A 23,790-nucleotide genomic window follows, 5' to 3' on the forward strand; every position below is an offset into this window, starting at 1 on the left:
CTGACTTACCTTGACTGACTGGACGTTGTTTTTCGGGCACTTTCACCCGCTCTGGGTACACCTGCCTATCGGTATTTTGTTGCTGGCCGCTTTGCTGGAACTCCTGTCCCGGTATATCAGCGGGCTGGAAAAAGGGATATCCCTGAGCCTGCTGGCGGGGGCTGTTGCGGCCGGTTTTTCGGCCTGGTCGGGGTTTCTTCTCGCCTCCGGCGGCGGATATAATACCGATACACTTTTCTGGCACCAGTGGACGGGTATCTGCGTGGGTTTGCTTGCCTTGGGAGCGTGGCTATCGCGCCGACGTAAAGCGCTGTATGTCAGCCGGATATTGCTGGCTGGGGCGGTCGTCTTTATGAGCGTTGCCGGGCACCTGGGCGGCTCCATGACGCACGGAGATACCTACCTCGCCCTTCCGTTCGGAAAAAAAGAAGCAATACTCGCGAAGAAACTCCCCGCCGAGGTCGATTCCATCCGCCTATATGCCGACCTGGTACAACCGGTACTGGAAGCGCGCTGCGCAAGCTGCCACAACGGGCAGAAAAGCAATGGCGACCTCGACCTGAGCAGTGAAGAAGGTATCCGCAAAGGCGGGAGGAGCGGTGCGGCAGCGGTACCGGGAGACGAACACAAAAGCGAACTCATCCGGCGTATCATGCTCACTCCCGACAAAAAAGCCTTTATGCCGGCCAACGGGCAGCCGCCGCTGACGAAAACCGAAATCGCCCTGCTCCGCTGGTGGATACAATCGGGTATGGATTTCCGGAAGACGGTTACCGAATGGAAGGAGCCGCAGCGCTTTGTCGCAGCGACGTACCTGGGAATGGAAGCGGGAGAGAAGCGGGAACCGCGCCTGCCGGATGTTCCCGAAGCGCCGGAGGCGGCTGTCCGGAAACTGACGGAGCGGGGAATACTTATCCGACCGGTGAAAGCGGGAAGTCATTTGCTCGACATATCGTTTGCTTCCCGGCGCGGTACTTCCCCCGAAAACCTCAAAGAAGACCTGAAACTGCTTGCCGAATTGAAGCAACAGGTATTCTGGCTGGAACTGAGCCGCTGCGGGCTGACGGATGAAGCTATTCGGTCGCTCGCCGGATACCCGCATCTTTCCAGGCTGATCCTGCAACGTAATTCATTGACAGACAATGGAATATCGGTATTGATATCCCTTCCCGAACTGAGCTTTCTGAATGTATCGGAAAATTTGCTGACCGATCAGAGCATACCGGCACTATCGGGGATGAAGCAACTGAAAAAACTATATATCTGGCAAACGCAGGTGACCGAAACGGGACGGGCTGATTTGTTTCGCCGTCGGCCCGACCTTGCTACGCCGTAGCGACGCGCTTGCCTGCTTTGCGGCCTTTCGGCGCTTTTTTCCGGCGGCCCCACCAGATGAGCGTTCCGGTGACGGGCAGGCTGGCGCAGATCAGACTGGCACAAAACATAAGAATTTTTCCGGGGAGGCCCCAGATCGCGCCGACGTGCAGGTCGTAGTTCATCCGCCGGAGTTTTTTGGCGAAAGCAGCATCGGCGTACTTGCCGGTATAGGGGCCGTCGATAGGGATTTCCCGGAGGGTATGCTGGTCGAAATAAACGTAATCAACTTTATAATAGGTACCCTCCCGGAAGTTGACGTACGAAAAGATGGATTCTCCTTTGGTCGTCGGAAAGGAAATATTCATCGCCTGTGTCTGCGGGTATTGTTTCCGGAGACGAAACCAGGCCTGATCCGGCGCAAAAACCGATGAGGTAGCGAAACGGGTGGTATCTGACGGCGGAATCTGGTATACATCGGATCCCTTGCCGCCCGTCAGCGTATACAATCCCTGAGAAAACCAGGTAAATCCCCATACCAGCCCGGTAATGGCAAATACCATCCCGATGGCCAGTATGTAGAACCCGGGTACATTATGGAGGTCATAATTCCTGCGGCGCCAGGCGGCTGACCATTTGACGGAAAACCGCTGTTTGGCAGCGCTGCGGTTTTTAGGCCACCAAAGTATCAATCCCGAAACGAGCATAAGGAAGAAAACCAGCGTGGCGCTTGCCACAACAGGCTGCCCGATTTTCTCCGGTAGCCAGAGGTAATAATGCCCGTGGAGGATGAAATGGAAGAAATCGGCGTCTTCGTCCCATACCTTTTTGACTGCACCGGTATACGGGTCCAGGAACACCACAAAGTAAAACTCCGGGTCGGCCTGGAAAAAACCTACTTCCGCGCTCCGCCCGGGTTCGTGATACAGCACGCCGTTGGCTTTTTTAACGGGAAGGGCTTTCTCGGCCGCCTGTTTGAGGACGGAAGGGGGAAGGTACGGACGAGGCCGGGCTGCCGAAAACCGGTAGGGCTCGGTGATATCCCGGATTTCCTGTTCAAAAGCAAGGATGCAACCCGTAAGGGAAATGATCACAACGATCAGTCCTGATAACAGGCCGAGGTACAGGTGGAGTTTTCCGATCAGTTTCTTCATGCAGGGCTCGCAGCTAGCGGTCGGCAAAGTAAATTATAAACAGTCTAAATAACAATAGCCCACCAAAACGATAGCAAATGACCAGCTATCCGGCAAAAACCGGAACAGAAAGAGAGCGGAGGGAGTTGTGACCCGTAACGGTCCCGGAAGAAATGATGGGTACCGGATGATGTGAACCTGACGTTGGGCGGGTATATTGCCGCCCGAATGCCGCACGTAAACCAACACGCACGATGAAAATCGGAATCGCTACCGACCATGGCGGATTTGAACTCAAACAACAGATCCTGCCATTTCTGCGATCATTGGGCCATGAAGTAACGGACTTTGGCGCCTACGAGCTTGACAATCAGGATGACTATCCCGACTACGTGCTGCCGCTCGCCCGTGCGGTAGCCGGGGGAGAAGTAGACCGCGGAGTCGCGGTCTGCGGCAGCGGGGTGGGGGCCTCGGTTGCGGCGAATAAGGTGCCGGGCGTTCGCGCGGCGCTGATCAACGAACATTTTTCTGCTCACCAGGGAGTGGAAGACGACGACCTCAATCTGTTGTGCCTCGGCGGCCGGGTAACCGGCGTCATGGCGGCGAAAGAGATCGTCGAAACGTTTCTCAATGCCCGGTTTACCGGGGCCGAACGGCACGTTCGCCGGCTCGGCAAAGTTTCCGCTCAGGAAAACAAAAACTGACCTTTCATTTCTTATCTCCTTTTTGAAAAAAATGAGTACACCTTCGTATACGATCGGCATGATCGGCCTGGGCACCATGGGCCGGAACCTGTTGCTCAACATGGCGGATCACGGCGTCGCCGTAGCCGGTCATGACACCGACGCCGGCAAGATCGCCCTCCTGGAAGAGGAAGGGCAGGGGCGTCAGGTAAAAGGCTTTCTTTCCCTGCCCGAATTTGTTGCGAGTCTCACCAGCCCGCGTACCATAGTTCTCCTCGTGCCCGCGGGCAAGGCCGTAGACAGCGTCATCGCCGGTCTGGAGCCGCTGCTCGACAAAGGCGATCTCATCATCGACTCCGGTAACTCACATTTCACCGATACCAACCGTCGCGTAACGGAGCTGCAGGCCAAAGGATTGCACTTCTTCGGCATGGGCGTTTCCGGTGGCGAAGAAGGCGCGCGCCGCGGCCCGAGCATGATGCCCGGCGGCGATCCGAATGCCTACGAAGTGGTACGCCCGGTACTCGAAGCCATTGCGGCAAAAGTAGACGGCGTTCCCTGCGTGACGTACATCGGACCCGGCGCTTCCGGTCACTTTGTCAAGATGGTTCACAACGGTATCGAATATGGGTTGATGCAGCTTCTGGCTGAAACCTATGCGTTACTGAAGAATGGCTTAGGCCTTGATAACGAAGAAATTGCAGGCGTTTTTGAGAAGTGGAACAACGGCCGCCTGGCTTCCTTCCTCGTCGAAATCACGCGGGATATCTTCCGCTATAAAGTACCTGAAACCGGCGCTTACCTGGTCGACCTGATCAAGGACGAAGCCAAGGCAAAAGGTACCGGCAAGTGGACTTCCCAGGCTTCTATGGACCTGGAAATTCCGCTGTCGCTGATCGATACAGCCGTTTCCCAGCGGGATCTGTCCAAATACAAAAAACTGCGGGAGCAGGCCGACGCGCTCTATGCACTGTCGTCCGGCCCCATCGCAACGGATAAGGAAGCTTTCCTCGAAAAGCTGGAGCAGGCTTTCTACCTGAGTATGGTCGTATCGTATGCGCAGGGAATGCACATGCTGGCGAAATCGTCTGTCGCCTACGGCTATAACCTGAACCTCGGCGAAATCGCGAAAATCTGGCGCGGCGGCTGTATCATTCGCTCTTCTTTCCTCCGGGAAATCTACCACGCCTACGAACAGAACGCGGAACTGGAGCACCTGCTGCTCGACCCGACCATCGCCGGCCTCGTGAAAGAATCCCTCGGCGGCGCCCGTGAAGTACTCGCTTCGGCTATTACTTCCGGTGTCGCAATTCCGGCCTACGCCTCCGCGCTGAGCTATTTCGAATCATTCCGGACCGGTCGCCTGCCGTCTAACCTCATCCAGGCGCAACGCGACTACTTCGGCGCGCACACCTATGAACTCATTGGTAAGGAAGGTGTGTTTCATACGCAGTGGCATTGAGAAATTTTTAGTTTTCGGTTGACAGTTTTCGGTTTTCGGTTTTGGCAGGGATGATACTTGTTTGGTCCCTGTCAGAACCGAAAACCGGAAACCGAAAACCGAAAACTGCCTAGCAACTGAAAACCGAAAACTGAAAACAGTTTTCCATTCCCATGGACTCCACTCTCTCATTACAGCCGACCATCTTCATCATTTTCGGTGGTACCGGCGATCTTAATTCCCGAAAACTGGCTCCGGCTTTATACAACCTGTACCTCGACGGTTTTCTTCCCCAGCAGTTTACGATCATCGGCACCGGCCGGACGAAGCTGACGGACGAAGTATTCTCCGAGAAACTCCTCGAAGGCATCAACCAGTTTTCCCGCCGTGGGAAGGCCGACGAAGCCAAATGGGCCGAGTTTTCGAAGCACGTCGCCTACCAGGTATCGGATATCAACGATTTTGAAACGTACAAGGAGTTCGGTCGCCGGATCGACCACTACAGCAAGGAATGGAACGCGAAACCCAACGTGATCTATTACCTCGCCGTTTCGCCGAATTTCTTCCCCGTCATCGCCGAGAACATCTCGAAAGCGAAGCTCGGTACCGATACCGAACGGACGCGTATCGTGATTGAAAAACCCTTCGGCCACGACCTCGAGTCCTCCAAAAAACTCAACGCGCTTCTCGGCAAGATCTTCGACGAAAAGCAAATCTACCGCATCGACCACTACCTCGGAAAGGAGACGGTGCAGAACATCATGGCGTTCCGTTTTGCGAACTCCATCCTCGAACCGCTCTGGAACCGGAACTACATCCAGCACGTACAGATTTCGGTGACGGAACAGCTCGGAGTTGGCGAACGGGGTGACTATTACGACGGCGCCGGCGCCCTCCGCGACATGATCCAGAACCACCTGCTGCAGCTCCTCTGCCTCGTGGCGATGGAATCGCCGGTGAGCTTCAGTGCCGACGAAGTACGGAACCGCAAGGTAGACGTCCTGAAAGCCATGCGCCGGTTTACGCCCGACGACGTGCGTCTCTCCGCCGTCCGCGGCCAGTATGCCAAGGGTTGGATTGAAGGCAAGGAAGTGCCGGGCTACCGGGAAGAAGGAAAGGTGAACCCGCAATCGAACACCGAGACCTTCGCCGCGATGAAATTCTTCATCGATAACTGGCGCTGGCATGGGGTACCGTTCTACCTGCGGACGGGGAAACGTATGCACCAGTCGTCATCCGTGATCATGATTCAGTTCAAGGATGTACCGCACTACATTTTCCCGACGGAAACGGCGGAAAGCTGGCAGCAAAACCGACTGATTATCAGTATTCAACCCGAAATGAGCATTCGCCTGCAGGTACAGGCGAAACGCCCGGGTCTGAACATGGTCCTGAATACAGTCGATATGGTTTTCGACTACAAGGGGACCTATACCAACGATGCGCCGGAAGCCTACGAAACCCTGCTCCTCGATACCATGCTGGGCGATCAGACGCTCTTCATGCGGGGCGATCAGGTAGAGGCGGCCTGGGACCTGCTCATGCCGGTGCTCAATACCTGGCAATCGAAAACGAGCCTCAGTTTCCCGAACTATTCGGCCGATTCCTGGGGTCCCGAGGCAGCGGAGGCGCTCATCGCCCGCGACGGTTTCCACTGGTTTTCACTGCCGCTGAACGGCAAAAAGTAACGACATGACCCTCAACATTTTCGAAACTGCGGACGAAACCCTGACCGGCCTCGCCGAGTATTTTCTCGACGTTGCGCAGGAACGGATAGCGGAAACCGGCCGGTTTTCAGTAGCCCTTTCCGGTGGTAGCTCGCCCAAAAAGCTCTACGAAATCCTGGCGCAATCGCATGCCGGCGACCTCGACTGGAGCAAGGTATTCTTCTTCTTCGGCGACGAACGCAACGTGCCGCATACCGATAAGGACAGCAACTACCTCATGGCCAAAACGGCCTTGTTCGATCCCCTGAACATCGATCCGGCGCACGTTTTTCCGGTTCCGACGGAGCTGGGACCAGAGAAAGCGGCGGCGGCGTATACTGAAACGATTGCTGCGTTTTTCGGGGGCGGTCCGCAGGTGTTTGACCTGGTACTGCTCGGTTTGGGAGACAACTCCCATACGGCTTCGCTTTTTCCGCATACGACAATTCTGACGGATACGAGCGTCGGAGTGAAAGAGGTATTCCTGCCGGAAGAAAACGTATACCGGATTTCGCTCACGGCTCCCCTGATCAACCAGGCCTTGAACATCGCCTACCTCGTGTACGGAAAAGGAAAGGCCCTGGCAGTACGTCACATCATCGAAGACGAAGAGGATATCCAGCAGTTTCCGGCGCAGCTCATCGATCCGACGGAAGGAGATCTCCAGTGGTTTCTGGATGAGGACGCGGCTTCCGAGTTGTCGGAATAGACTGATTGACAAGTACTTAACACCTGTTGTCCGGTCCGGGCAACAGGTGTTTTTTTATTACGGGGAAAGCCCGTCAGGGAAGTACAGGTTGGCGGACGGCAACGTCCGCGCGTACTTTGCCCGCTTAACCTCACCCCCCTTATGTTCCGGATTATCAGTTGCTTTCTCTGCCTGTTTTCACTTCCGGCGGCGGCCCAGGATTTCCGCATCGGCATTTTCTGGCCTCCGGTCTGGAAACATACCAACGAGGCCCAGTACCGTATCCTGGCTGATGCGGGTGTCGATTTCATTCAGAACGTCGAAAGTACTGACCTCAATACGCCGGAACGGAATCTCCGTATGCTGGATCTGGCGCAGGCTGCGGGGTTGAAAGTATATGTTTCCGATCCCCGCGTCCGCGGAAGTGACGCCGATATCCGGGCAATGGTCGAGGCCTATCGCCGGCATCCGGCTACAGCAGGGTATTACATCAAGGACGAGCCGGATTCGGTTCAACTGGCCTGGGCGATTGCTACCTACAAAACCATCGCATCGCTGGATCCCGACCGGGTACCGCACGTCAATCTCTTTCCGGATTTTGCCGTGAAAGAATATGAAACGAACTATGTGAACCGCTGGGTGGAAGGAGTAGGAGCTGACCGGCTGAAGTACCTGTCGTTCGATATCTATCCCTATAAAGTCAAAGGACGGCTGGAAAAGACGTATTATCGGAATCTCGATATCATCCGGAAGGCCGGGCTGCGCTACCGTGTTCCGACTTCTTCATACCTGCAGTCGTTCGGGATCGTTGGCATGTACCGCCTGCCGACGACCGATGAAATGCGGCTGAATGTATACTCGAATCTGGCATACGGTATTAAAAACCCGGTGTGGTTCTGCTACGCTACTCCGACCGGACAGGGCAGCCAGAAATTCCTGAACTCGGTCATCGATTCGCTCGGGCAGAAAACCCATCTTTACGAGCCTTTCCGGCAACTGAACCGGGAAATGAAGCAGCTCGGAAAAACCCTGCGCAGCCTGGATGCTATGGAAGTTTTTCATACCGGAGATAGTTTGTGGGCAGGTACGACTCCGCTTCCGGCTGGTTATTTCTGGCAGCCGGAAGACCGCCATATTCCCTGGATCATCACCCGGTTTGCCGGGCCGGAAGGCCGTGAATATGTGATGGTTGTGAACGCTTCGTTTACCCGTCCGGCTGAGCCGGATTTCCGGACCGGCCTGCGTTCGCTTCGGGAAATATCCAAAACCGACGGGCGGCCCCGGCGTGTCCGCCGTATTACCGGGACGTTTTTACCCGGCGAAGGGCGCTTGTATGAAATCCGCCGAAATCACTGACCTCCATGCCTGCAAAACTCTTTCTGCTTGCCGTATTGCTCCTGGCCGGTACCGCTGCCAACGCGGTCATCAACCCGGAAAAACTGACGACCGAGTACCTCGTCAATCCCCTTAGTATTGATGTCACCCGGCCCCGGTTTGGCTGGATGTTAACTTCTTCTCAACGAAACCAGTACCAGAGCGCATACGAAATCCTGGTCGCCGAAACACCGTCAGACCTGGCGAAGGGCCGGGGTACTGCCTGGGCAAGCGGCCGGATAGCCTCCGCTCAAAACGTGGCCGTCGTCTACAGCGGCACTGCGCTGAAACCCGGCGTCCGGTATTTCTGGAAAGTCAGGGCATATGATCAGGACGGCAAGGCAGGAGACTGGAGCCCGGTGGCGTGGTTTGAGACGGTTGACCGCTGGTCGGCCGACTGGATCGGCGACGGCAAACCTCTGCCTTCCAGGGATGAAGAATTTTATAAGGAAGATCCGTGTCCCTTGTTTCGGAAATCCTTTTCCCCGAAGAAGAAAATCCGCTCCGCACGGCTGTATATCAGCGGATTAGGATACTACGAAGCTTTCCTGAACGAAAAGAAAATAGGCGACCGGATGCTGGAGCCCGGATGGACTGCTCACCGGAAGCAGGTTCTCTATTCTGTTTACGATGTGACGACGATGCTGAAATCCGGCGAAAATACGCTTCAGGTACTGCTGGGTAATGGATGGTATAATCCACTGCCGCTCCGGCTCTTCGGTCGGTTCAACCTGCGGGATGTTCAGCAGACGGGCCGCCCCTGCCTGAAAGCCTGCCTCAAGGTAACCTATGCTGACGGCTCTTCCGGGCGGATTACGACGGACCAATCCTGGGAAACCGCTCCCGGGCCTGTCCTGCGGAACTCGGTGTACCTCGGTGAACACTATGACGCCCGACTGGAACGACCCGCAAACTGGAAAGCGGCCGTGGTCGTTTCCGGTCCCTCCGGCGAACTGACGCCGCAACTGCAGCCGCCCGTCCGGGTGACCCGGGTACTGAAGCCCGTCCGGATCACTGAGCCCAAGCCCGGCATTTTCGTGGCGGACATGGGGCAGAACTTTGCCGGCGTAGCCCGTCTCCGCGTACAGGGGCCGGCAGGAACCCGTATTTCGCTGCGTTACGGAGAAGATGTCTATCCGGACGGTATGCTGAATGGTATGACGACCGTCGCCGGCCAGATCAAACGGGAAGGTACCGGCGGACCCGGCGCACCGGCTATCGCCTGGCAGGAAGATAGCTATATCCTGAACGGGAAGGGTATTGAAACCTGGTCGCCCCGGTTTACTTTTCACGGCTTCCGCTATGTCGAACTGACAGGCTGGCCCGGCAAGCCCGGTCTGGCGGATATAGATGGATTGCGGATGAATGCGGACTTACCTGCCACGGGTACTTTCGCCTGTTCGTCAGAGCTGCTCAACAAGATTAACACGCTGGCAGACTGGACCTTTCTGAGCAATGTTTTCAGTGTGCAGTCGGACTGCCCGGCACGGGAAAAGCTGGGCTACGGAGGGGATATTGTAGGAACGGCCGAGTCGTATCTTTATAAATATGACATGGCGCAGTTTTACCGGAAGGCTGTCCGTGATTTTGCGAATGATCAGCTGGAAGACGGAGGCATCACCGAAACCGCCCCGTTTGTCGGCATTGCTGACCGTGGTCCGGGAGGCAATGCCGGTCCGTTGGGTTGGCAACTGGCTTATCCGCACCTGATCCGGCAGTTGTATGATTTTTACGGAGACAGGCTATTGGTCGAAGAACAGTATCCCGCGCTGCGCCGGCAGATCGAATACCTTCAGTCCAAAGCCGAGTACAACCTGTTTTTCCAGGACATCAGTGACCATGAGGCGCTTGATACCAAGCCGGAAGCATTCACTGCCGGCGCTTTTTACTACCACCATGCGCGGCTGATGACGCAGTTTGCGGCTATTGCCGGAAAAACCGAAGACTCGGTGCGCTACAGCCGCCTGGCTGAACGAATTAAAGGCGCCCTTGTTAGTCGCTACCTCGTCCCCGGAACCGGCCGTTTCGACAACGCCACACAGACCGCCCAGCTTTTTGCCCTGTGGTACGGCCTGGCCGCCGGTCCGGAAAAAGACGCCGCCCTGAAGCAGCTCGACGCAGAGTTTGCCCGGAAAAACAACCATCTGTCTACCGGCATTTTCGCGACCAAAATGCTTTTCGATGTTTTGCGGGAAAATGACCGGAACGGGCAGGCGTGGCAGATTGCGTCTCAGGAAGAGTTTCCGGGATGGGGTTACATGGTCAAAAAAGGCGCGACGACGCTTTGGGAAACCTGGGCCTATTCCGATGGCGTATACTCTCAAAATCACCCGATGTTCGGCTCCATCGTCGAATGGTATTACCGTTCACTGCTCGGTATCAATGCATTAGAACCGGGATTTGCCCGTTTTCAGGTGAAACCCCAGCCCGCCGGAGACCTCACCTGGGCAAAGGGAGAGTACCGCTCGGTGCGGGGTGCAATTGCCTGTCATTGGAGGAAAGAAGAGGGGCGGTACCAGCTGGATGTTCAGGTACCTGTCAACAGCACCGCAGAAATATGGATACCCGTCCGCCAGGGTGAAACCGTACTGGAAAACGGGCTGCCCGCAGCGTACCGGATACTGCGGACAGAAAATGGCTACAGGGTTTACGAGGTAGGTTCGGGACAGTACGCATTCAGCACCCGCTGGTAGGAATTTTTTGTAGATTCGGCCATCCGCAACCCGGCGGAACTATAACCTCTTGACCATGCGTACCCGCTTAACCCTCGTACTGTGTCTTGTTGCTGCCCGCCTGGTGGCACAGCAGGCCTTGTTTCCGCAGCCGCCCGGGCTGCAAACGTATACCTTCCGCGAAAGCATGAAGAAGAACGTTGAAGCCACGCTTGATACGATCAAAGCACTGGGCTTCAAGGAGGTAGAGTGCGGAGCTTTTCCCGGAAAGACGATTGCCGAGTCGCGAAGGCTGCTGGACGAACGCGGTATCCGCTGTACGTCCTTCGGCGCAGGGTACGATGATCTGCTGAACAAAACCGATGAAGTAGGCGCCAATGCCAAAGCCATGGGTGCGGAATACGTCATGTTGGCCTGGATTCTCAAGAAAGCACCTTTTACGCTGGAAGACGCCAAAGAAGCAGCCGCCAACTTCAACCGGATCGGAAAGCACCTGAAGGAAAAGTACGGCCTTACCTTCTGCTATCATAACCACGGCTATGAATTTCAGCCCTATGAAAATGGTACCTTGTTTGACTATATCGTCCAGCATACCGACCCGAAGTATGTAAGCTTTGAAATGGATATTCTCTGGACGATTTTTCCGGGTCAGGATGCCGCGGCCTTGCTGAACAAATACGGCAACCGGTTCAAACTGATGCACCTGAAAGACCTTCGCAAGGGGGTGAAAGGGGATTTGTCGGGCGGTACGCCGGTTACGAACGACGTAACCCTGGGTGAAGGACAGGCAAAACTGCCGGAAATCCTCCGGGCGGCGCATAAGGCAGGTATCCGGCATTATTACATTGAAGACGAAAGCCCGGTTTATTATCGACAGGTTCCGCAAAGCCTGAGTTATCTGAAAACCCTTACCCGCTGACTTCTGTGTATTCTGTGCTTTCTGTGAGAAAAAAGAAAAATGTGTTCTCACAGAAAGCACAGAATACACAGAAAAAGAGAGAGGCGGTTCCGTACATAACGGAGCCGCCTCTCTTAACTTTTCAGGGGGAAAGGGGAACTATTCAACCACAATCTGCTTCGTAGCCGGTTTTTCACCCAGGTTGATCGTCTTGTCAATGGTTTGGTTACCAATCGAAACGGACAGCTTGTAGGCGCCGTTTTTCAGGTTGGACAGGTCAAATTTCTGGTTGTATCCGTTGGTCAGACTGGACTTGTCGGTGTAAATGAGGTGGCCGTCTTCGTCGCGGATGGATACCGATGCAACGCCTTGTTCGGGGTTGATGGAGAGCTGTACCTTGTTGTCGTTCGTGACTGTGATTTGCGGCTCTTCAGTTGTAGCAGCGAAAGAGGCAGTAGCAACAAACAGGCTGGCGAGGAATGCGATGGACTTTTTCATGATGTTGATCCGGTTATCGGCGTGTTATTGTTTTCGTTTGACTGACACAAAGTTGCCTGACCGGACCCGCCCCCGAAAATCAAAGAGACCGAATGCCGGATTTTGGTTACCGAATCGGGGAAAAAGGAGGATGAGAGGTTGGATGAGTCTGGAAAAATGCAATATATAGAAAGGTTGTGTCGATTTTTAGTATTGAATATCAGTGCGTTGTGTTTTATTTTGTATAGTTTATAGTGGAATAGTTATATTATAATTCGAAATAACCCGAGTTGATTGACGCAGGTCCCCGGATTTTCGCTTTATTCGGCAGTGGTCAGACGACTCGTAATCCATTCACCGGGCATTTTCTGTTAATTCTCCTTAAACTCCTTCCATCCGCATGGAAAAAATGCCCCCCTTTCCCAATCTTGGTTACTTTTGTTGCCGATTCCTTTGTCTTCATTCCACCATGAAAAAGACCCTTCTTTTCGTTGCCCTGCTGGCGACGGTCGTTTCCCTGACCCGCTGCGGCGTCAACAAACAAATTGCCGAAGCAAAAGCCCTGGGCGATTGCCGGTATAACCTGGCGTCGGCCGACAGCGTCTACCTCGCCGGTATCGATATCTCCGAGTTCAAAAGCTTCGAAGCCCTCAACCCCCTCAAGTACCCGCAACTGAGCGCTGCGCTCCTGCGCCGGAACGTGCCGCTCGACGCGCGCATCAACCTCGACATCACCAACCCGACGGGCAAGCTCGCCGCTATCAACCAACTCGAATACAAGGTGCTGCTGACCGGTCAGGAACTCGCAACGGGCTTCCTCAACCAACGTATCGCCGTACAGCCCGGCGGAAGAATCCGCGTTCCGGTGAACCTGTCGGCCAATGCGTTCCAGCTGCTGTCCGATGCGAAAACCCGTGACGCCTTCATTCAATTTGTCCAGAACCTCGCCGGAAGCAGCTCGTCCAAACCCAGCAAGCTGACGATCAAGATTAAGCCGACGCTTACGATGGGAAACAAACAAGTTAACTACCCCGGCTACATTACGATCGATCAGGAAGTTACCAACAAAATCCTGATCGGACGGTAGAAAAGCCAACCGGTAAAACCATCACAAAAGGGAAGAGCCAGCGCTCTTCCCTTTATTTTTGCGCATTATGAGCGATTTTCAATCAGCTGTAGAGGCGTTTCTGGGGCCGGACTGGCGTTCCGACGGCGACCGGATTCTCCGGCATGCCCGGCACGCCGTTCACCTGATTCCGCTCGATGCCATTCCGTCGCCGGAGACTTGTCTCGCACTATCCGACCGGTTTGAAAGTATGGGAGATACCCTGGTGCATCTCTGGGAAGATACCTGGCGGCGTGATACGCTTATTACGCGGTCGAGACTACGTGCCATGAGCGGTCGGTTCGCCCGGGTTTCGGCACGACTGACCGATGTACGACCTGTCACCCGACCGGAACGCGACCGCTTCTTTACACATAATCACCTCCAGGGTACGGTCAAAATGAAATACGGCTATGGCCTGTTTTTAAAAGACAAGTACCAGAATGCCGGTTTTAACGTAACGGACGGGTGTGTGGCGATGGCAGGATTCGGTGCCCTACGACCCATGCCCTCCCGCGGAGAAGGTTACCGGTCGGGGGAACTTGTCCGTTTTGCCAATGCCCTCGATCACCTCGTGGTTGGCGGCCTGGATAAACTGGTGCAGGCCTTTCTCCGGGACCATGCGCCGGATGATGTGATGACCTATGCCGACCGGGATTGGTCCACCGGAGGCAGCTACGAAAAACTCGGATTCCGGCGTGTCGGTGCAACGCCCGTCCAGTTTTTCTGGCTTGATCCTGATACACTCATCCGATATTATCCGGAACGGCTCGACGTTGATCCCGATCCGCGCTGGATCCGGGTCTTCAATACCGGCAACTACAAATACCTGCTCGAAAAACGATGAAACCGACGTGCCTGGTCGTACTTGGCCCCACCGCTTCCGGCAAAACCCGTCTGGCTACACGCCTCGCCGCCCTGTACGATGGCGAGATTCTGAGTGTGGATTCCCGGCAGGTATTCCGGGGTATGAATCTCGGCACGGGGAAAGACTATGACGAGTACGTTGTCGATGGAAAGCCTGTTCCCTATCACCTCATTGATATCGTTGATGCGGGCGAAACATACCATATCTATCAGTTTCAGCAGGACTTTACAAAAGCCTATACCGATATCCTCGAAAGAAAAAAGCTGCCGGTCATTTGCGGCGGTACCGGACTATACCTGGAAGCTGTATTGAACAACCATCAGTTTACGGGTATTCCGGTGGATATTCAATTAAGGGAAGAATTGGGGGAGTCGACCGACGAAGAACTTCGCCGGCGCTTTCTCGCGCTGTCGTCAAAATATCACGAACGGGCGGACCTGTCCACGCGCAAGCGAACGATCCGGGCGATTGAAATAGCCGAGTACCTGCGCATTCATCCCATGCCGGAGGCGGAACGACCCGTACCGGTTCCACTTGTATTCGGATTGAATCCGCCGGTTGAACGCCGGAGAGAACGCATCGACCGGCGCCTGGAAACCCGCCTGAACGAAGGGCTGATCGAAGAAGTACAGACGCTGCTTGCGCAGGGCGTTTCGGCGGAGAAGCTGATTTTTTACGGATTGGAATACAAGTTCGTCACCGAATACCTCACCGGTGTGCTGGACGGGCAAACCATGACCGACCGGCTGCGCGTCGCCATTCATCAGTTTGCCAAGCGGCAGATGACGTTTTTCCGGAAAATGGAGCGGGACGGGCTGGCGATTCACTGGCTCGCTGATGCGATAGACGAGCAGCTTTCAGCAGCCGAGATACTCATCCGCGAAAATGGACTGGATAATCTTGCCTTTCTGTGAATTCTGTGTTTTCTGTGAGAAAAAAACAGATTGCTCACAGAAAGCACAGCATTCACAGAAGTAGCTATTTCCGGAGTGCTTTCAGCTCCGCATTCGGGAGGAAAAGATCGGTCGGCCCTTCGGCATACGACTTGATTTCATACGGATTGTAATGGAAGAGAATACCATCCGGCCGGATGCTGAAGTTGTCGTTCAAAACAAACCGTCCTCCTTCAAAAAAGTACTTCTCGCCCAGGGGTTCGCCGGCTTTCAACCCTTCCTGCGCCCGAAAGATTTTCTCGGCGATAGCGGCCAGTTTGGGTTCATAGCCTGCCTGAAAGAGTTCCGAAAGGCGTACCTTCCGCCCGTCGCGGTGATAGTTGGCATAGGAAGTATTGGTATTGGGGTGTGCGCCGCCGGAATAGATGAAATTGAAATAGGAAACGGCGATCATGTCTTTCGTCTGATAGAGTACGTTTGCCTTCAATTCGTTTGTCCACACGCCGCCCATAATCGGCTCTTTCGGAAAGCGCTTCCGCTGGTCAGCCACAAAGTCATCAAACCCGCCGACGAAGTCGCTCATGGCTGATTTTGGAGTAGATTTCTTCAACTCTTCCGGTGTGGATTCCCCATCAAAAAAGCCCGAAAACGTCAGGACATCCCGCAAAATACTGTCATTGAGCGCCTTATTTCCATCGAAAACGGGATAGGCAAAACTGGCGGTGGCACACAGCGAATCAGGCCGGATGCAGGTTTTGCTTTTGACGGAATCCGCTGTCACTGCATAGTGCAGGGTATCAGCGGTACTTTCGCTCGTTTCGGACGAACCTTTTTTGGATTCACAGGCAGCCAGCCACAGCAGGGGCGCGGCTAAGAGGAGGGGTAGTTTTTTCATGGTGATGGAGTGAAATCGAACGCGGTTTTCAGTTGACTGTTTTCGGTTATCAGTTGTGTGCAAATCTGACGAACCCCAACCGAAAACTAAAAACCGAAAACAGAAAACTAGTTTTTCCGCTGGTTAAACAAAACCCTATTCCCAAACGGATCATGTACCGTCATGATCAGGGCGTCCCACTCGGCTTCTTCGAGGCCGGGGCGGTTGTATTTGTAGTTTTTGGCGAGTAGTTCGGCGTGGTAGGCTTCCAGTCCTGAACATTCGACGAACACCTGAGAACCCGGGCAGGCATCTCCATGGTGTTCAGAGAGGTGAAGGAGTAGTTGGCCGAGGGAAACCTGCATATAAAGCGGTGCATTATCGTCGAAGCGATGCTGCCAGTCGACCTGAAAGCCAAGCCAGTCTACGTAAAACTCAAACGCCTTCTTTTCGTCGAAGATGCGCAGGATGGGGATCGTCGCGAGTGCATTCATGCTGTTTTTTCCTCCCAAATCTGTGCCAGGTGAACGATAACAGAAACTGCTTTTTCCATGTCCTGGCGGGAAACCCATTCGTGTTTGGAGTGGAAAGCATGCTCGCCGGCGAAGATGTTCGGGCAGGGAAGGCCCATGAAAGACAGCCTGGATCCATCCGTACCTCCGCGAATACTGGTTTGTTTCGCGTCCACGCCGGTGCGGCGGATCGCTTCCAGCGCATATTCCACCACCTGCGGATATTGATTCAATACTTCCTTCATATTCCGGTACTGCTCGAATACGTCGAACGCGACCGATGAACCGGGGTAGAACGCGAGTACCTCGTTGGTGAGTTTGCGGAGGTACTCTTCCTTTTCGTGAAGGCCTTTCACGGCAAAGTCCCGGATAATGAATTCCAATGTGGCCTGTTCGACCGTCCCGCCGATGTGCGTCGGATGAACGAAGCCTTCCATGCCTTCGGTGGTTTCAGGTGAAAGGCGGTCTTTGGGGAGGCGGCTCAGGATATCGGCAGCAATTTTGATTGCATTTTCCATCCGTCCTTTCGCGAAACCGGGGTGCTGGCTGACGCCGTTGATGGTAATCTTCACCGCATCGGCTGAAAAGGTCTCATCTTCTACGGAGCCGAGCGTTTCGCCGTCGATGGTGTAGCCAAAGTCCGCCCCGAGTCGTGCCATATCTACTTTTGCTGTACCCATACCCACTTCTTCGTCCGGCGTAAAGAGGATACGGATGGTACCGTGCTGAATTTCCGGATGCGTGACGAGGTAGTGCGCCGCGTCCATAATCTCGGCCACGCCGGCCTTGTTATCCGCTCCGAGCAGGGTAGTTCCGGAGGCCGTAATAATATCGTTGCTGAACTGAAATGCCAGGTCCGGATGATCCGCGAGGCGGATTATTTGCGACGGGTCGTCAGGGAGAACGAGATCAGCGCCGTCATAACTAGAGTGGACCAACGGTTTGACGCCTGTCCCGGAGCAGTCCGGTGAGGTATCCACGTGCGAGCAGAAGCAAATCACGGGGATGCCCGGCTTGGCCGAGGTCGCGGGAATGGTCGCGTAGACGTACCCGTATTCATCCATCACAGCATCGGCGATGCCCATTTGCTGCAGTTCCTGAACCAGCAGCCGGCTGAGGTCTTTTTGCTTCTCGGTAGAAGGGAAGGTGTCGGAATGCGGGTCGGATTGGGTATCGATCTGAACGTACCGGAGGAAGCGCTCGGTGACCGTAAACGGATAAGAACTTAAACTCATTGATTATCAGAATGATAGAATGTAGCCTGGAAACTATATAGCAAATTAGCAAGTTTTTTTGCGGATAGGTAAAGGCTTTTTTAGTTGATTCAAATTTATTTTTGTGCCCGGTGCCGGGTGATATGTTTTTGTGTATTTTCGCTGTGGCCTAACGATGCCTCTCTCTTTCATGGCAACAGCCAAATAAATTTTTGCTTTATGTCCGATTTTGCAGAACTCTCCGTAGAAGGTAAAAAGTACCAGCTTCCCATCGTAGTCGGTTCAGAGGGCGAAAAAGCCCTTGATATCAACAAGCTTCGCGACGAATCGGGCTACATCACCATTGATTCAGGCTACAAGAATACAGGGGCAACCAAGAGCGCTATTACGTTCCTCGACGGAGAAAAAGGAATCCTCCACTACCGGGGTTACAGCATCGAAGATCTGGCGGAAAAAGCGACTTTTCTCGAGGTCGCTTATTTGCTTATTTACGGTGACCTGCCGACGGCCGAACAGTATTCGAAGTTTGAGAATGCGATCCGCCGGCATACGATTGTCAACGAAGACATGCGGAAAATCTTTGAAGGTTTCCCCGTAAATGCCCACCCGATGGGTACGCTTTCTTCGCTGATCAGCGCCATGAGCGCGTTTTATCCGGAGTCGTATGACGACAAGGGCCCGGATCAGACGGATCTTCACATCATCCGGCTGCTGGCCAAACTACCGACCATCGCGACCTGGAGCTACAAAAAATCCCAGGGCCACCCGGTCAACTATCCGCAAAACCAACTCGACTACTGCTCGAACTTCCTCCACATGATGTTCGCGCTGCCGGTTGAGAAGTATGAGGTAGATCCGGTGGTTTCTTCGGCCCTTAACAAACTGCTGATCCTGCATGCCGACCACGAGCAAAACTGCTCGACATCGACCGTACGCCTCGTAGGCTCTTCCCACGCCAACCTGTTCTCGTCTATTTCGGCGGGTATCGGCGCGCTCTGGGGACCGCTGCACGGCGGCGCCAACCAGGAAGTAATCGAAATGCTGGAAGCCATCAAGGCCGACGGCGGAGATGTCGGCAAGTACGTTGAAATGGCAAAAAATGCCAAGACGACAGGCTTCCGCCTCTTTGGTTTCGGACACCGGGTGTACAAGAATTTCGACCCGCGTGCGAAAATCATTAAGAAAGCAGCGTACGACGTACTCGAGAAGCTGGGCGTCAACGACCCCGTCCTCGAAATCGCGAAAGGGCTGGAAGAAGCAGCACTCAACGACGAGTACTTCATCGCACGTAAACTGTACCCCAACGTCGATTTCTACTCCGGCATCATCTACCGGGCACTCGGCATCCCGACGAACATGTTTACCGTTATGTTCGCCATGGGCCGCCTCCCGGGCTGGATCGCGCAATGGAAAGAAATGCGTACCCAGAAAGAACCCATCGGTCGTCCCCGGCAGATTTACACCGGCTCGACGCTCCGTCCGTTTGTTCCCATCGAACAACGATAGTCTTACCAGGCCATGCGGAATTTTCTGCATGGCCTTTGTTTTTACTTTTTCATGGCTTTTATGGGAAAGGCTTTCTCGGTTCGGGGAGGTCTTTTTTTTATGGCGCTTGTTCTTCTTTTCCGGAGAATAATACTATCCGGTCAGAGAAGAATACCGAACGATGTTTTTTCAAGCGTTCAAACGTCCGCCGATTCCTTCTGAAGATGCCCGGAAGGCCGGAATTTTTCCTGTTTCCGGATAGCCCATCTGCCCGGAAGAAAGGTAAAAAAACGGGTCTAACGTCGTTGCAAATACACTACCTTAGCGACCCTAAAGTACTTCTGTTGAGCAGCAGGAGGCATTTGCTCCCTGATGCTCTTCCCCAAAAACGAATTCATTCAACATGGAGGAGAAAAAGAATCTTCGTCGACAAGACGCCCTCGATTACCACTCGAAAGGCCGACCCGGAAAAATTGAAGTTGTCACTACCAAGGAAACAGCCACCCAACGCGACCTCTCGCTGGCTTATTCCCCCGGCGTAGCCGAACCGTGCCTCGCCATTGCCGACAACCCCGAAGATGTATACAAGTACACCGCCAAAGGAAACCTCGTAGCCGTGATCTCCAACGGTACAGCCGTACTCGGTCTGGGTGACATCGGTCCGGAAGCCGGCAAGCCGGTGATGGAGGGGAAAGGCGTTCTCTTCAAGATTTATGCCGATATCGATGTCTTCGATATTGAACTCAATACCAAAAACGTCGACGAATTCGTCCAGACGGTTAAAATCCTCGAGCCGACTTTCGGCGGCGTGAACCTCGAAGACATCAAGGCTCCCGAGTGCTTCGAAATCGAAGAGCGCCTGCGGAACGAGTTGAAGATTCCGGTCATGCACGATGATCAGCACGGTACCGCCATCATTTCCGGCGCGGCCCTGCTGAATGCGCTCGAGGTCGTGGGCAAGAAAATCGGCGAAGTGAAGTTCGTCGTCAACGGCGCCGGCGCCTCCGCGATTTCCTGCTCCAAGCTGTACCTGGCGCTGGGTGCGAAGGTCGAGAACTTCGTCATGTGCGATTCCAAAGGGGTTATTCGTGCGGATCGTACCGACCTCGATGACCGCAAGCGTATGTTCGCCTCGTCACGCGATATTCAGACGCTGGAAGAAGCGCTCGTCGGCGCGGACGTCTTCATCGGTCTTTCCAAAGGCAACGTCGTTACCGCGGCGATGGTGAAAACCATGAACGAAAATCCGATCGTGTTTGCGATGGCGAACCCGACCCCGGAAATCGCATATGAAGAGGCTACCGGATGCCGCCCTGATATCATCATGGCGACGGGCCGCAGCGATTACCCCAACCAGGTCAATAACGTACTCGGCTTCCCGTATATCTTCCGCGGCGCGCTCGACGTTCGGGCCACGGGTATCAATGAAGCGATGAAACTCGCGGCAACGCACGCGCTTGCCGCGCTGGCGAAGGAGCCCGTTCCCGATATCGTCAACATCGCCTACAACGAGAAAAACCTGACCTTCGGCCGGAATTACATCATTCCGAAGCCGATGGATCCGCGGCTGCTTACGACGGTCGCTCCGGCTGTTGCCCGCGCCGCGATGGAATCCGGCCTGGCTACCCAGCCTATCACGGATTGGGATGCCTACGAGCAGATTCTGGCGAAACGCCTGGGACAGGACAACCAGCTGACCCGTGCGATTGTCAACAAAGCCAAGAAAGATCCGAAGAAGGTAGTCTTCGCCGACGCTGAAAGCCAGACGGTTCTCAAGGCCGTTCAGCAGGTATTGGACGACGGTATCTGCCATCCGATTCTGCTCGGAAACAAGACCAAAATCGAAGCCCTGATCAAGGAAAACCGCCTGGAACTCGACGGCGTCGAAATCATCGACCTCCATGCCGAAGAGAACCATGCGATGGCGCAGGAATTCGCAGCTAAGTACTACGAAAAGCGGAAGCGCCGCGGTGTCAGTCCGACCGACGCCGAGCAGGTGATGCTCCGCCGTACCTACTTCGGTGCGATGATGGTGGATACCGGTAAGGCAGACTGCCTCATTTCCGGTCTGACCCGGAACTACCCGGATACGGTACGCCCGGCGCTTCAGATCATCGGCCGCCGCGAAGGAGTACAGAAGGTTTCCGGGATGTACATCTTGCTGACGAAAAAAGGCCCACTCTTCTTCTCAGATACGACGGTTAATTTCAATCCTACCGCCGAAGAAATCGTTGAAATCGCGGAGTTGACTGCCGGCGCTGTCGAACGCATGGGTATCAAGCCCCGTATCGCGTTGCTGACCTATTCCAACTTCGGTACTGCCGATGGCGAAGACGCCGAAAAAATGCGGAAAGCCACGGATATCCTTCAGAAAAAACGCCCGGACTGGGTAGTAGAAGGCGAAATGCAGGCACACCTTGCCTTCAATACCGACCTGACGAAAGAACAGTATCCGTTCTCCAAACTGGCGGAAGAAGGCGCTAACGTGCTGATTTTCCCGAACCTGTCGGCGGCAAACATTGCCTACAACCTCCTGAAGGAAGTCGGTGAACTGGAGTATATCGGTCCTGTTTTGTTGGGTCTGAAAAAGCCGGTTCACGTTCTCCAGCTGGGTAGTACCGTTCGCGAAATCGTCAACATGGTGGCGATTGCGGTGGCGGAAGCGCAGGAGAAATAAGGAAATTTTAACGAGAAAAATCCCGGCAGCACGGAGACGTGGCCGGGATTTTTTGTTTGTTTGGGAAACGGCCAGTCACACCCGATATGAAAGATCTGTTTTCCCGGCAATCGGACCTCTACGCCAGGTACCGGCCCACTTACCCGACCGAACTATTTGATTTTATCCTGGAATATGTGCCGATGCGGCGCGCAGCGTGGGACTGCGCTACGGGCAACGGTCAGGTAGCTTCTGTATTGTCGGATTATTTTACGACGGTGGAGGCCACCGATATCAGCGAGAAACAACTGGCCGAAGCTATTCCGCGACCCAATGTCCATTACCAGCTCTCGCCAGCCGAAACTACGCCGTTTGAAGCCGGCACGTTTGACCTTGTTACTGTTGGTCAGGCGTTGCACTGGTTCGATTTTGGGCCGTTTTTTGAGGAAGTGAAACGCGTCAGCCGACCGGGTGCGCTCTTCGCCGCATGGGGGTATGAACTGCTGGAGATTTCCCCGGAGGTAGATCCGCTGATTCTTGATTTCTACGAGAACATTGTCGGGCCGTTCTGGGCGCCGGAGCGGAAACACATTCAGGAAAAATACCGGAATATTCCCTTCCCGCTTCAGGAAATACCGGCTCCCGAGTTCGCGATGGTCAAAAACTGGACGCTGGAGGAGCTCGGCGGGTATTTCTCGAGCTGGTCCAGCGTCCAGGGATACATCAGCCAGTATGGCGAGAACCCGGTTCCGGACCTGATCGCCCAGATAAGCCCGTTCTGGCCGGCAGGAGAGGTAATCACGGTTACTTTTCCGGTATTCCTACGGATGGGCCGGGTCTAGTTTTCGAATGCTTTGAGCGCCGCATACTCCTTTTCAGTCAACTGGATGACCGTACCGTGGCGGATGCCCTTCGGGAAATGGACCTGATCAGAAACGTCTTCCCAATGCTCCATATCGGTTGACCGGACGGCGCCGTACCGGTGTTCGGTGTATTTATCGAAATATACGTAAACATAGTCCCCGACTTCAGCCGCCGTCGGGCCTTCCGCCCAGTAGTTTCCGGTGATCGGAGGGGATACCTGTGTCGGGTACGGACCTTCGGCTTTGGGTGCTTTGGTAATCCGGATATTCTTTTCAGCCGGTTTAGGATTTTCGTTTTTGAGGAAGAGGTAGTAGTCTTTTCCGCGGTGGAGGATCGTGGCGTCAATGACGCTGAAATCGGGATTGAAGAACAACGCGGTAGGCGTGAAGACCTTGAAATCCTTCGTCGACGTGTAGTATATCCGGTGATTCAGTCCCTTTTCCCGCTCGGAGTCAGCTACGTCTTTGTGACGGCCGGGGATGGTCGTCGCCCAATAAATCAGGAACTTCTTAGACGCCTTGTCATAGTACACTTCAGGGGCCCAGCTGTTTTTCGCCGCCGGCTCGTGCTCCATGACAGGAATAGCGGTTTGTTCCGACCAGTTTACCAGGTCTTTTGACGACGCATATCCAATGATTTTGTCCCACCAGCCGCTGGTCCAGACCATGTGAAAGGTGCCGTCCGGGCCTTTGACGATGCACGGGTCACGCATGAGTTTGTCTTTTCCGACGGCCGGAGTCAGAAATGAGGCGCCGTTTCGGAGGGCTTTCCAGTTTAGCCCGTCGCGGCTGACGGCATAGTGCAGGCCGTCCTGCCCGTTGTCGACGAAATAAGAAAAGACATATACCTGGGCGGTGGCGCGATACGCCGACAGGAAAAAAAGCAAAAGGAAGATGCGTCGCATGTTTGGAAAAAAGAAGGAATTGAGGGAAA

20 protein-coding genes are annotated in these 23,790 nt (G+C 54.5%); 14 read left to right on the top strand and 6 right to left on the bottom strand.

Going from position 1 to position 23,790, the window contains the following annotated elements; genetic code table 11:
• The first annotated feature begins 10 nt into the window (after positions 1 to 10).
• Positions 11 to 1,336 (top strand): c-type cytochrome domain-containing protein, encoded by a 1,326-nt coding sequence (locus tag BLR09_RS14540; protein WP_143011098.1) that lies wholly within the window; start codon positions 11 to 13, stop codon positions 1,334 to 1,336.
• Here the strand turns inward: BLR09_RS14540 and BLR09_RS14545 are convergent.
• Positions 1,326 to 2,468, bottom strand: coding sequence for a PepSY-associated TM helix domain-containing protein (locus BLR09_RS14545; protein ID WP_093203605.1), 1,143 nt, complete (start codon positions 2,466 to 2,468; stop codon positions 1,326 to 1,328). The genes BLR09_RS14540 and BLR09_RS14545 overlap by 11 nt on opposite strands.
• 233 nt (positions 2,469 to 2,701) lie before the next feature.
• Between BLR09_RS14545 and BLR09_RS14550 the strand changes: the two genes are divergently transcribed.
• The 7 genes from BLR09_RS14550 to BLR09_RS14580 all read left to right on the top strand — a co-directional run bounded on the left by BLR09_RS14550 (position 2,702) and on the right by BLR09_RS14580 (position 11,930).
• The gene (locus BLR09_RS14550; RefSeq protein ID WP_093203607.1) at positions 2,702 to 3,151 is read left to right on the top strand and encodes an RpiB/LacA/LacB family sugar-phosphate isomerase; all 450 of its coding nucleotides are present in this window, start codon (positions 2,702 to 2,704) and stop codon (positions 3,149 to 3,151) included.
• 31 nt (positions 3,152 to 3,182) lie between these two features.
• Positions 3,183 to 4,592, top strand: coding sequence for an NADP-dependent phosphogluconate dehydrogenase (gene gndA, locus BLR09_RS14555; protein ID WP_093203610.1), 1,410 nt, complete (start codon positions 3,183 to 3,185; stop codon positions 4,590 to 4,592).
• Positions 4,593 to 4,744: 152 nt separating this feature from the next.
• Entirely contained in the window at positions 4,745 to 6,259 is a 1,515-nt protein-coding gene (gene zwf / locus BLR09_RS14560; protein WP_093203612.1) for a glucose-6-phosphate dehydrogenase, read from the top strand.
• A gap of 4 nt (positions 6,260 to 6,263) precedes the next feature.
• Positions 6,264 to 6,986 (top strand): 6-phosphogluconolactonase, encoded by a 723-nt coding sequence (gene pgl, locus BLR09_RS14565; RefSeq protein WP_093203615.1) that lies wholly within the window; start codon positions 6,264 to 6,266, stop codon positions 6,984 to 6,986.
• 141 nt (positions 6,987 to 7,127) lie between these two features.
• Complete coding sequence (locus tag BLR09_RS14570; protein WP_093203618.1) at positions 7,128 to 8,321, top strand: beta-galactosidase; 1,194 nt, start codon at positions 7,128 to 7,130, stop codon at positions 8,319 to 8,321.
• Between the two features lie 5 nt (positions 8,322 to 8,326).
• Positions 8,327 to 11,032, top strand: coding sequence for a family 78 glycoside hydrolase catalytic domain (locus tag BLR09_RS14575; RefSeq protein ID WP_093203620.1), 2,706 nt, complete (start codon positions 8,327 to 8,329; stop codon positions 11,030 to 11,032).
• Between the two features lie 55 nt (positions 11,033 to 11,087).
• Entirely contained in the window at positions 11,088 to 11,930 is an 843-nt protein-coding gene (locus BLR09_RS14580) for a sugar phosphate isomerase/epimerase family protein (protein WP_093203623.1), read from the top strand.
• Positions 11,931 to 12,068: 138 nt separating this feature from the next.
• On the opposite strand, the gene BLR09_RS14585 is transcribed toward BLR09_RS14580, so the two are convergent.
• Positions 12,069 to 12,407, bottom strand: coding sequence for a T9SS type A sorting domain-containing protein (locus BLR09_RS14585; RefSeq protein ID WP_093203624.1), 339 nt, complete (start codon positions 12,405 to 12,407; stop codon positions 12,069 to 12,071).
• A gap of 448 nt (positions 12,408 to 12,855) precedes the next feature.
• On the opposite strand from BLR09_RS14585, the gene BLR09_RS14590 reads away from it, so the two are divergent.
• The 3 genes from BLR09_RS14590 (at position 12,856) to miaA (ending at position 15,273) form a co-directional block, all read left to right on the top strand.
• Positions 12,856 to 13,473, top strand: a complete 618-nt coding sequence (locus BLR09_RS14590) for an LEA/WHy family protein (RefSeq protein ID WP_093203626.1) — start codon at positions 12,856 to 12,858, stop codon at positions 13,471 to 13,473.
• A gap of 67 nt (positions 13,474 to 13,540) precedes the next feature.
• Positions 13,541 to 14,338: a hypothetical protein gene (locus BLR09_RS14595; RefSeq protein ID WP_093203628.1), complete on the top strand. Its 798-nt coding sequence runs from the start codon at positions 13,541 to 13,543 to the stop codon at positions 14,336 to 14,338.
• Positions 14,335 to 15,273 (top strand): tRNA (adenosine(37)-N6)-dimethylallyltransferase MiaA, encoded by a 939-nt coding sequence (miaA, locus tag BLR09_RS14600; protein WP_093203631.1) that lies wholly within the window; start codon positions 14,335 to 14,337, stop codon positions 15,271 to 15,273. Before BLR09_RS14595 ends, miaA begins: the two co-directional genes overlap by 4 nt.
• A gap of 64 nt (positions 15,274 to 15,337) precedes the next feature.
• On the opposite strand, the gene BLR09_RS14605 is transcribed toward miaA, so the two are convergent.
• From BLR09_RS14605 to pepT, 3 genes are all read right to left on the bottom strand, one after another.
• Entirely contained in the window at positions 15,338 to 16,147 is an 810-nt protein-coding gene (locus tag BLR09_RS14605; protein WP_093203633.1) for a DUF3298 and DUF4163 domain-containing protein, read from the bottom strand.
• A 107-nt stretch (positions 16,148 to 16,254) separates the two neighbouring features.
• Positions 16,255 to 16,620, bottom strand: a complete 366-nt coding sequence (locus BLR09_RS14610; RefSeq protein ID WP_093203636.1) for a glyoxalase superfamily protein — start codon at positions 16,618 to 16,620, stop codon at positions 16,255 to 16,257.
• The gene (gene pepT, locus BLR09_RS14615; protein WP_093203639.1) at positions 16,617 to 17,873 is read right to left on the bottom strand and encodes a peptidase T; all 1,257 of its coding nucleotides are present in this window, start codon (positions 17,871 to 17,873) and stop codon (positions 16,617 to 16,619) included. Before pepT ends, BLR09_RS14610 begins: the two co-directional genes overlap by 4 nt.
• Before the next feature lie 198 nt (positions 17,874 to 18,071).
• Between pepT and BLR09_RS14620 the strand changes: the two genes are divergently transcribed.
• The 3 genes from BLR09_RS14620 (at position 18,072) to BLR09_RS14630 (ending at position 22,835) form a co-directional block, all read left to right on the top strand.
• Positions 18,072 to 19,358: a citrate synthase gene (locus BLR09_RS14620; RefSeq protein ID WP_093203641.1), complete on the top strand. Its 1,287-nt coding sequence runs from the start codon at positions 18,072 to 18,074 to the stop codon at positions 19,356 to 19,358.
• A gap of 382 nt (positions 19,359 to 19,740) precedes the next feature.
• Positions 19,741 to 22,014, top strand: a complete 2,274-nt coding sequence (locus BLR09_RS14625; protein WP_093203644.1) for an NADP-dependent malic enzyme — start codon at positions 19,741 to 19,743, stop codon at positions 22,012 to 22,014.
• Between the two features lie 86 nt (positions 22,015 to 22,100).
• On the top strand, positions 22,101 to 22,835 hold the full coding sequence (locus BLR09_RS14630) for a class I SAM-dependent methyltransferase (RefSeq protein WP_093203646.1): 735 nt from the start codon (positions 22,101 to 22,103) through the stop codon (positions 22,833 to 22,835).
• On the opposite strand, the gene BLR09_RS14635 is transcribed toward BLR09_RS14630, so the two are convergent.
• The gene (locus BLR09_RS14635) at positions 22,832 to 23,761 is read right to left on the bottom strand and encodes a glycoside hydrolase family 43 protein (RefSeq protein WP_093203649.1); all 930 of its coding nucleotides are present in this window, start codon (positions 23,759 to 23,761) and stop codon (positions 22,832 to 22,834) included. The genes BLR09_RS14630 and BLR09_RS14635 overlap by 4 nt on opposite strands.
• Positions 23,762 to 23,790 lie beyond the last annotated feature (29 nt).

Origin of the sequence: Siphonobacter aquaeclarae, assembly GCF_900103285.1 — a bacterium.
In the GTDB taxonomy this organism is placed as follows: domain Bacteria; phylum Bacteroidota; class Bacteroidia; order Cytophagales; family Spirosomataceae; genus Siphonobacter; species Siphonobacter aquaeclarae.

Coding starts and splice junctions, on each gene's coding strand:
- BLR09_RS14545 (WP_093203605.1), bottom strand. CDS start 2,468: ATGAAGAAACTGATCGGAAAACTCCACCTGTACCTCGGCCTGTTATCA.
- BLR09_RS14550 (WP_093203607.1), top strand. CDS start 2,702: ATGAAAATCGGAATCGCTACCGACCATGGCGGATTTGAACTCAAACAA.
- gndA (WP_093203610.1), top strand. CDS start 3,183: ATGAGTACACCTTCGTATACGATCGGCATGATCGGCCTGGGCACCATG.
- zwf (WP_093203612.1), top strand. CDS start 4,745: ATGGACTCCACTCTCTCATTACAGCCGACCATCTTCATCATTTTCGGT.
- pgl (WP_093203615.1), top strand. CDS start 6,264: ATGACCCTCAACATTTTCGAAACTGCGGACGAAACCCTGACCGGCCTC.
- BLR09_RS14570 (WP_093203618.1), top strand. CDS start 7,128: ATGTTCCGGATTATCAGTTGCTTTCTCTGCCTGTTTTCACTTCCGGCG.
- BLR09_RS14575 (WP_093203620.1), top strand. CDS start 8,327: ATGCCTGCAAAACTCTTTCTGCTTGCCGTATTGCTCCTGGCCGGTACC.
- BLR09_RS14580 (WP_093203623.1), top strand. CDS start 11,088: ATGCGTACCCGCTTAACCCTCGTACTGTGTCTTGTTGCTGCCCGCCTG.
- BLR09_RS14585 (WP_093203624.1), bottom strand. CDS start 12,407: ATGAAAAAGTCCATCGCATTCCTCGCCAGCCTGTTTGTTGCTACTGCC.
- BLR09_RS14590 (WP_093203626.1), top strand. CDS start 12,856: ATGAAAAAGACCCTTCTTTTCGTTGCCCTGCTGGCGACGGTCGTTTCC.
- BLR09_RS14595 (WP_093203628.1), top strand. CDS start 13,541: ATGAGCGATTTTCAATCAGCTGTAGAGGCGTTTCTGGGGCCGGACTGG.
- miaA (WP_093203631.1), top strand. CDS start 14,335: ATGAAACCGACGTGCCTGGTCGTACTTGGCCCCACCGCTTCCGGCAAA.
- BLR09_RS14605 (WP_093203633.1), bottom strand. CDS start 16,147: ATGAAAAAACTACCCCTCCTCTTAGCCGCGCCCCTGCTGTGGCTGGCT.
- BLR09_RS14610 (WP_093203636.1), bottom strand. CDS start 16,620: ATGAATGCACTCGCGACGATCCCCATCCTGCGCATCTTCGACGAAAAG.
- pepT (WP_093203639.1), bottom strand. CDS start 17,873: ATGAGTTTAAGTTCTTATCCGTTTACGGTCACCGAGCGCTTCCTCCGG.
- BLR09_RS14620 (WP_093203641.1), top strand. CDS start 18,072: ATGTCCGATTTTGCAGAACTCTCCGTAGAAGGTAAAAAGTACCAGCTT.
- BLR09_RS14625 (WP_093203644.1), top strand. CDS start 19,741: ATGGAGGAGAAAAAGAATCTTCGTCGACAAGACGCCCTCGATTACCAC.
- BLR09_RS14630 (WP_093203646.1), top strand. CDS start 22,101: ATGAAAGATCTGTTTTCCCGGCAATCGGACCTCTACGCCAGGTACCGG.
- BLR09_RS14635 (WP_093203649.1), bottom strand. CDS start 23,761: ATGCGACGCATCTTCCTTTTGCTTTTTTTCCTGTCGGCGTATCGCGCC.